At 60.8% G+C, this 1,392-nt stretch carries 1 protein-coding gene; it reads left to right on the plus strand.

The features are described 5' to 3' along the window. Positions 1 to 238: 238 nt before the first annotated feature. Positions 239 to 1,392, plus strand: a 1,154-nt coding sequence (locus tag FH08_RS0133685; protein ID WP_031362581.1) for a 4-hydroxybenzoate 3-monooxygenase, incomplete at its 3' end; no start/stop codon positions are given.

The raw sequence follows: 1,392 nt of genomic DNA on the forward strand, positions 1-1,392 counted from the left end.
AGGTGCAAGACACCCGTGAAGTTCTCGATGACACCCTTCGTGGTGGCGTACACGATCAATCCGGCATGGACCCGAGCTGAGTTTGCCGGTCGCGCAACCTCGCCCGAAAAAATCGCCTGACGAGTCAATACCTTTATCCACATTCGAGATATAGCCTATCCACGTTATCGCGTTGCGCGATACCCCTTCAGTGCGCAAGACTGTGTCCACAAAATCAACACGCAATCCGGAGACATTCATGCGTACACAAGTCGGCATCATTGGTGCGGGCCCTGCGGGCCTCCTGCTTTCTCATCTTCTCCATCTTCGCGGTATCGAATCGGTCGTGCTTGAGGCACGCAGCCGCGTCGATATCGAATCCACCATTCGTGCAGGCGTTCTCGAACAAGGGACGATGGACCTGCTCAATGAGGCGGGACTCGGCGCGCGGATGTTGGCCGAAGGCGCGATACATCACGGTTTCGAGCTCGCGTTCGAAGGACAACGCAAGCGCATTGCACTGACCGAACTCACCGGCCATTCGATCACCGTCTACGCGCAGCACGAAGTCATCAAGGATCTGGTCGCCGCTCGGGTCGCGGCCGACGGTGCGTTGAAATTCGGCGTGACCAACGTGTCGCTACACGAGTTCGATGATGCCCCCGGCACTACCCGGCCCAGCATCCGCTACAGGCACGAAGGGTTCGAGCACGAACTGGAGTGCGGCTTCATCATTGGCTGCGACGGCTCGCAAGGGGTCGCCCGCGGGTCGATGCCCCAGGCTTCGCGGCAAGACTATCAGCGTATCTATCCGTTCGGCTGGTTCGGAATCCTGGTCGACGCGCCGCCTTCGGCGCACGAGCTGATTTACGCGCGCCACGATCGCGGGTTTGCGCTCATCAGCACCCGCTCGCCGAACGTGCAACGCATGTACTTCCAATGCGACCCGAAGGACTCGGTCGATGCCTGGTCCGATGACCGCATCTGGTCCGAACTCCACGCACGCGTAGACACGCTGGACGGTTGGCAGATCACGGAAGGGCGGATCTTCCAGAAGAACATTGTCGGCATGCGCAGTTTCGTCTCCACGCCGATGCAATCCGGCAAGCTGTTCCTCGCCGGCGACGCCGCGCACATTGTCCCGCCCACCGGAGCCAAAGGCATGAACCTGGCGGTGTCGGACGTCCGTATCCTGACCGCCGCCTTGCAAGCATTCTACGAAGAAGGTGCGAGCGACAAACTGGACCGCTACACCGAAACTGCCCTGAAGCGCGTCTGGCGCGCGGAGCATTTCTCGTGGTGGATGACCCGGATGCTGCACAAGCTCGACGACACCTCGCCGTTCGAACAACGCCTGCAAGTGGCCGAACTCGAACACGTGACCACGTCACGCGCCGCCGCCACGGCGCTAGC

The organism is Caballeronia sordidicola (assembly GCF_000729995.1).
Taxonomy (GTDB): Bacteria; Pseudomonadota; Gammaproteobacteria; order Burkholderiales; family Burkholderiaceae; genus Caballeronia; species Caballeronia sordidicola_A.